The organism is Aminobacter sp. P4_H6_2 (assembly GCF_056400805.1).
The window spans coordinates 1-6,877 of record NZ_JBFUKO010000288.1 but is presented as its reverse complement, the minus strand read 5'-3'; the positions used below and the strand labels follow the sequence as shown (position 1 = coordinate 6,877).

The window sequence follows — 6,877 nt, the reverse complement described above, 5'->3', positions numbered from 1 at the left end:
TCGCACCACCATGCGCATGCTGGCGGCGATCGTGGCATCGCTCGTCTTCACCTTCGCMTATGGCGCGCTGGCAGCTAAAAGCCGCCGCGCCGAAATGGTGCTTATCCCCTTGCTCGACATCCTTCAGTCGGTGCCGGTGCTGGGCTTCCTGTCGTTCACTGTCGTTGGCTTCATGGCGCTGTTTCCGGGCCGAGTGCTCGGAGTCGAGCTCGCGGCGATCTTTGCGATCTTCACCAGCCAGGCCTGGAACATGACCTTCAGCTTCTACCAGTCGCTGAAGACAGTGCCGGCCGACCTCGACGAGGCCTCGCGCAGCTTCCGACTCTCGGGCTGGCAGCGCTTCTGGCGCCTTGAAGTACCCTACTCGATGCCGGGTCTCGTCTGGAACACCATGATGTCGATGTCCGGCGGCTGGTTCTTCGTCGTCGCCTCCGAAGCGATTTCGGTCGGCAACACCACGATCACCTTGCCCGGCATCGGCTCATACGTCGCCCGTGCCATCGGGCAACAAAACCTCGCCGCGGTCGGCTGGGCGGTCATCGCCATGCTCGTCGTCATCTTGATCTACGATCAGCTGCTGTTTCGGCCTCTGGTCGCCTGGGGCGACAAGTTCCGCGTCGAGCAGACGGCCAGCGGCACGGCACCGCATTCGTGGCTGCTGGTTGCGGTGCGCCGGACACGGCTGTTTCAGATCCTGCTCACCCCATTGAGGTTGGTGCTCGGCTCCCTGCCGCGCCAGCGCTTCGCCTTGCCTGTCGTCGTGCCGGGCGAGGTTAGCGCGTTCTGGTCGACGCGCTGGGCCGATCGTATCTGGTTCACGCTTGTGCTTGGGGCAGCCGCCTACACTATCTGGCTGATCGTCGGCTTCATCGCGACCGAACTGGCCTGGGCGGAGGTCGGCGAGGTCGTGTGGCTCGGCGTCCTGACGATGCTGCGCGTGATCGTGCTGATGGCGCTCGCGACCTTGATCTGGGTGCCGATCGGCGTCTGGATCGGCCTCAGGCCGCGTCTCGCCGAGCGGGTGCAGCCGCTGGCGCAGTTCCTGGCCGCCTTCCCCGCCAACATCGTCTTTCCATTCGCTGTCGTTGCGATCGTCAAGTTTGGTCTCAACCCAAACATCTGGCTGTCGCCACTGATGGTGCTGGGCACCCAGTGGTACATCCTGTTCAATGTGATTGCCGGGGCGAGCGCCTTTCCCAACGACCTCAAGGAAGCCGCGGCCACGTTCCGCATCAAAGGTTGGTACTGGTGGCGCAAGGTCATCCTGCCGGGGATTTTCCCCTACTACGTCACCGGCGCGATCACCGCGAGCGGCGGTTCGTGGAACGCCTCCATCGTCGCCGAAGTGGCAAGCTGGGGCAGCACCACACTGCGGGCCAACGGCCTTGGTGCCTATATCGCCGAGGGGACGGCCGCCGGCGACTACCCGCGCATCGTGCTCGGCATTGCTGTGATGTCGCTGTTTGTCATCCTGTTCAACCGGTTGGTGTGGCGTCCTCTCTATGCCTTCTCCGCCAATCGTCTCCGCCTCGATTGAGGAAAGGACATTCCATGACCCTGCTCGAACTCACCAATACCCATTCCAACCTCACCACGGCTCCGCTTGTCGATATCTCCGGCGTGCGCATGGTCTATCCCAAGGGCGACAATGCCGAGCTCGTTGTGCTCGACAATGTGTCGCTGTCGATCCGAGAAGGCGAGATCGTCGGGCTGCTCGGCCGCTCCGGCTCGGGCAAGTCGACGCTGCTGCGCGTGTTGTCGGGCCTCATCACAGCAACCAGCGGCAACGTCAACTGGTGTGGCAAGCCCGTGATCGGACCCTGCGAAGGCATCTCCATGGTGTTCCAGAGCTTCGCCCTGTTCCCCTGGCTCACCGTGCTTGAAAATGTCGAGATCGGCCTGGAGGCGCTGGGCACACCGGCGCCGGAGCGGCGGCGCCGCGCCATCGAAGCCATCGACCTAATCGGCCTCGATGGTTTCGAAAGCGCGTACCCCAAGGAGCTGTCCGGCGGCATGCGCCAGCGTGTCGGCTTTGCCCGCGCGCTGGTGGTCCACCCGCGCCTGATGCTGATGGACGAGCCCTTTTCCGCACTCGACGTTCTGACCGCCGAGACGCTGCGCACCGACCTCATCGATCTGTGGATCGAAGGACGTCTGCCGATCAAGTCGATCCTGATGGTGACGCACAACATCGAGGAGGCGGTGCTGATGTGCGACCGGATCCTGATCTTTGCGTCGAACCCCGGACGGGTCGCGACCGAGATCAAGATCGATTTGCCGCATCCGCGCAACCGCGACGATCCCACCTTCCGTCAGCTCGTCGACGACATCTACGCGCGCATGACCCAGCGCACGCCGGCCGAAAAGGCCGAAAAGCGGGCCATCGAAGGTTTAGCCGGCACGGGTATCGGCATGGTGCTGCCACGCGTTTCGACCAACCTGCTGTCAGGCCTGATGGAGGCGCTTGCAGCCCCCGCCTATGGCGGCAAGGCCGACCTGCCGGACCTTGCGGCTACGCTGCAAATGGAGGTGGACGAACTCTTTCCGATCGCCGAGACCCTGCAACTGCTGCGCTTCGCCGAGATGGCCGAAGGCGACGTCCAGTTGAGCGAATTCGGGCGACGGTTCGTCGGTTCCGAAGTCGATGCCCGCAAGCGGCTGTTTGCCGAGCATCTCGTCGCTTACGTGCCGCTCGCCGCCCTGATCCGGCGTGTACTCGACGAGCGGCCGAGCCATCGCGCGCCGTTCACGCGCTTCTCGGAAGAACTCGAAGACCACATGTCGGAAGAGAGCGCCGAGGCAACCCTGAGGGCAGCGATCTCCTGGGGCCGCTATGCCGAGTTGTTTGGCTATGACGAGCACAGCGGTCAGTTCAATCTGGAGAACCCAGCCTGAGCGCAGGCTAACCGCAATCGATCAGCGGGAGGGCCACTTCGTCAGCATGCGGCGCTCCCGGCCGCTCAGTTGTTCCTTGCAAATTCCATGTCCTCGCCAACGCGCTAGATCGGGTCCGCGTCACCTTCATTTTCGTTTGACATTCATTTTCAGTTCGAAATAATCCAAATCGAKCTTCATWKATGCYAAAATTGCTGCAGTGCGAAAARACGGCGAAGGCGTGAGCATGCCCGACATACATGACATCTTSGTCATCGGCGGCGGCATCAATGGCTGCGGCATCGCACGCGATGCGGTCGGACGCGGYTACTCGGTCTACCTCGCCGAAATGAACGATCTCGCCAGCGGCACATCGTCCTACTCGACCAAGCTGATCCATGGCGGCCTGCGTTATCTCGAACATTACGAATTCCGCCTGGTGCGCGAGGCGCTGATGGAGCGCGAGGTGCTGTGGCGCAACGCCCCGCATATCATCTGGCCGATGCGCTTTGTCTTGCCCTACGCCAAGGGCCTGCGTCCGGCCTGGCTGATCAGGCTCGGCCTGTTCCTTTACGACCACATCGGCGGGCGCAGGCTTTTGCCCGCGACCAAGACGCTCGACATGCAGAGCGACGCCGCCGGCAAGCCGCTCAAGCCTATATTTTCAAAAGCCTTCGAATATTCGGATGGCTGGGTCAATGACGCCCGACTGGTGGTGCTCAACGCCCGCGATGCCGCCAATCGAGGGGCGATCATTCGCACCCGGACCAAGGTGACGCGTGCGCGGCGTGACAATGGCCATTGGGCCATCCAGGTCGAAGACGCGCGCAGCGGCAAGATCGAAGAGGTCAAGGCGCGGCTGATCGTCAACGCCGCCGGACCATGGATCGACCATGTCTTGACCGACACCGTTGGCCAAAACAACGTCCACAATGTGCGCCTGGTCCAGGGCAGCCACATCGTGGTGCCGAAGAAATTCGACGATCCGCGCGCCTATTTCTTCCAAAACAAGGACGGGCGGATCATCTTCGCCATTCCCTACGAGGAAGACTTCACCCTGATCGGCACCACCGACCAGGATTATGACGGCGACCCGCATGCAGCAAAGATCAGGCCAGCCGAGATCGACTATCTCTGCGCTGCGGCGAGCGAATATTTCGCCGAGCCGGTCAAGCCCGAGCACATCGTGTGGACCTACTCCGGTGTCAGGCCGCTCTATGACGACGGCGCCAGCAAGGCCCAGGAAGCGACGCGCGACTATGTGCTGAAGTCGGATGTCGGCGAAGGCCAGGCGGTCATCGTCAACATCTTCGGTGGCAAGATCACCACCTACCGCCGCCTTGCCGAGTCGATGCTCGAGATCATCGAAAAGCATCTGGGCAAGAAGGGCAAATCCTGGACGGCGACCGCCGCCCTGCCCGGCGGCGAATTCGCGGCGACCGCCTTCGACGCCGAAGTGGCGAAGCTCAAGGCTGCCTATGCGTTTCTCGACCTGCGCCTCGCCCGCCGGCTGACGAGGCTGTACGGCACACGCGCAAAAGCGCTTTTGGGCCTCGCCAAATCCGAAGCCGAGCTGGGACGCAATTTCGGTGCCGACCTCTACGAGGCGGAGGTGCGCTACCTCGTCGACCATGAATGGGCGGTGACGGCAGAGGACATTTTATGGCGACGCACCAAGCGCGGTCTCAAGCTCGGCAAGGAGCAGGCCGCGTCACTCGATGAATTTCTGCAAGGAATAAGCCCTGGCGTGCACAACGCCGCGGCAGAATAGGCAAAGCGTCCCGCGTCTGCCTCTGGGAGGAGGAATTATGCTGGAACTGCGCAACATAACGAAATCAATGGCCGGCGCGGATCATATCCGCGACGTCTCACTCACGCTCCAGCACGGCAGCCTGAACGTGCTTCTGGGACCGACGCTTTCGGRCAAGACCAGCCTGATGCGGCTGATGGCAGGGCTCGACAAGCCCAGTTCGGGCTCAATCTGGTTCGATGGCGTCGATGTCACCGGCGTCCCGGTTCAAAAGCGTAACATCGCCATGGTCTACCAGCAGTTCATCAACTATCCGGCGATGACGGTCTACGAGAACATTGCCTCACCACTGCGCGTTGCCGGGGTCGATAAAGCGAGGGTCGAAAAGGATGTCAAACGCGCCGCCGACCTGTTGAAGCTTACGCCCTATCTCGACCGCACCCCGCTCAATCTCTCCGGCGGACAACAGCAGCGCACCGCGCTTGCCCGCGCCATCGTCAAGAATGCCAAGCTGGTTTTGCTCGACGAGCCGCTCGCCAATCTCGACTACAAGCTGCGCGAGGAATTGCGCGCCGAGTTGCCGAAGATCTTTGCCGAGACCGGCGCGATCTTCGTCTATGCCACAACCGAGCCGCACGAGGCGCTGTTGCTCGGAGGCAATACCGCAACACTCTCCGAAGGCCGCATCACCCAGTTCGGCCCGACGATCGAGGTATTCCGCAAACCGAATGATCTGATCACGGCCAAGACGTTCGCCGACCCGCCGCTCAATACGATCGTGATGAAAAAGAGCGGCAGCAATTTCCAGCTTGATGGTGGGGTGGACCTCCCGGTGCCGGCGGACCTCGCCGGCATTGCCGACGCCAGCTATACGATCGGCTTCCAGCCCCACCATCTTTCTTATGAAAAGCGCACCCCAGATGCGGTCGGCGTCACAGCGAAAGTGTCTGTGACCGAGATCACTGGCTCGGAGAGCTTCGTGCATCTCGACTTCGCCGATGCCCGCTGGGTGATGCTTGCCCATGGCATCCGCCAGTTCGAGCCGGACGAGACCGTCAAGGTGTTCATCGATCCGCGCCACGTCATGGTGTTCGACGCGAATGGCCGTTCGGCCGTCTCGCCATCGCAACTGGCTGCATAGGAGGGCGAGATGGCACGCATCGACCTGAGCCATATCCGCCACGCCTACAGCGCCAACCCGAAGTCCGAAAAGGATTACGCGCTGAGGGAGGTGCATCACAGCTTCGATGACGGCGGCGCCTATGCACTGCTCGGCCCGTCCGGCTGCGGCAAGACAACCCTGCTCAACATCATYTCAGGCCTGCTGCACGCCTCGCACGGACAGCTTCTGTTCGATGGCAAGGACGTCACCCGGCTGTCGACGCAGGAGCGCAACATCGCCCAAGTGTTCCAGTTCCCGGTCATCTACGACACGATGACGGTTTACGACAATTTGGCCTTCCCGCTGCGCAACCGCGGCGTTGCCGAGGCCGATGTCGACCGCAAGGTGCGCGAGACGCTCGACATGATCGACCTGGCAAGCTGGGCCAAGCGCAAGGCGCGCGGGCTGACCGCCGACCAGAAGCAGAAGATATCCCTCGGCCGTGGCCTCGTTCGTTCCGACGTCAACGCGATCTTGTTCGACGAACCGCTGACCGTCATCGACCCGCATATGAAATGGCTGTTGCGCTCGCAGCTCAAGCAGCTTCATCGCCGCTTTGGCTATACCATGATCTATGTCACCCACGACCAGACCGAGGCGCTGACCTTCGCTGAAAAGGTGGTGGTGATGTATGACGGCGAAATCGTCCAGATCGGCACGCCCGCTGAACTGTTCGAACGCCCCAAGCACACCTTCGTTGGCTATTTCATCGGCTCGCCAGGCATGAACGTCATGCCAGTGGCCGTTGAAGGCAGGCGCGCCCGGCTTGGCGATCAGGTCATCGACCTTCCCGGCACGCCCAGCGCCGAGGGCGGCGGCATCGAGCTCGGCATTCGGCCTGAATATGTCCGGCTTGGTGCCAAGGGCATGCCAGTTACAATCCGCAAGGTCGAAGACATCGGACGCCACAAGGTGGTGCGTGCCAGTCTCGAAGGCCGCGAGATCGCGGCGATCCTGGGCGAAGACGACAACGTGCCAGCCAATCCGCACGTCACCTTCGATCCCGCAGGCATCAACCTCTACGACAAGTCGTGGCGCGTCGAGATGGGAGCCTGACCATGGAAAAGACCTGGAACAACAAGGCCTGGTTC

Annotated in this window: 5 protein-coding genes; all 5 read left to right on the top strand. The window is 62.1% G+C overall.

Going from position 1 to position 6,877, the window contains the following annotated elements; all coding sequences use genetic code 11:
• Positions 1 to 1,537, top strand: a 1,537-nt coding sequence (locus tag AC1DUU_RS19280; RefSeq protein ID WP_476785012.1) for an ABC transporter permease, incomplete at its 5' end; no start/stop codon positions are given.
• A gap of 14 nt (positions 1,538 to 1,551) precedes the next feature.
• Positions 1,552 to 2,895, top strand: coding sequence for an ABC transporter ATP-binding protein (locus AC1DUU_RS19275; protein WP_476785011.1), 1,344 nt, complete (start codon positions 1,552 to 1,554; stop codon positions 2,893 to 2,895).
• Between the two features lie 226 nt (positions 2,896 to 3,121).
• On the top strand, positions 3,122 to 4,645 hold the full coding sequence (gene glpD, locus AC1DUU_RS19270; RefSeq protein ID WP_476785010.1) for a glycerol-3-phosphate dehydrogenase: 1,524 nt from the start codon (positions 3,122 to 3,124) through the stop codon (positions 4,643 to 4,645).
• Positions 4,646 to 4,682: 37 nt separating this feature from the next.
• On the top strand, positions 4,683 to 5,765 hold the full coding sequence (locus AC1DUU_RS19265) for an ABC transporter ATP-binding protein (protein WP_476785009.1): 1,083 nt from the start codon (positions 4,683 to 4,685) through the stop codon (positions 5,763 to 5,765).
• A 9-nt stretch (positions 5,766 to 5,774) separates the two neighbouring features.
• Positions 5,775 to 6,842 (top strand): ABC transporter ATP-binding protein, encoded by a 1,068-nt coding sequence (locus AC1DUU_RS19260; protein WP_476785008.1) that lies wholly within the window; start codon positions 5,775 to 5,777, stop codon positions 6,840 to 6,842.
• The last annotated feature ends 35 nt before the right edge of the window (positions 6,843 to 6,877 follow it).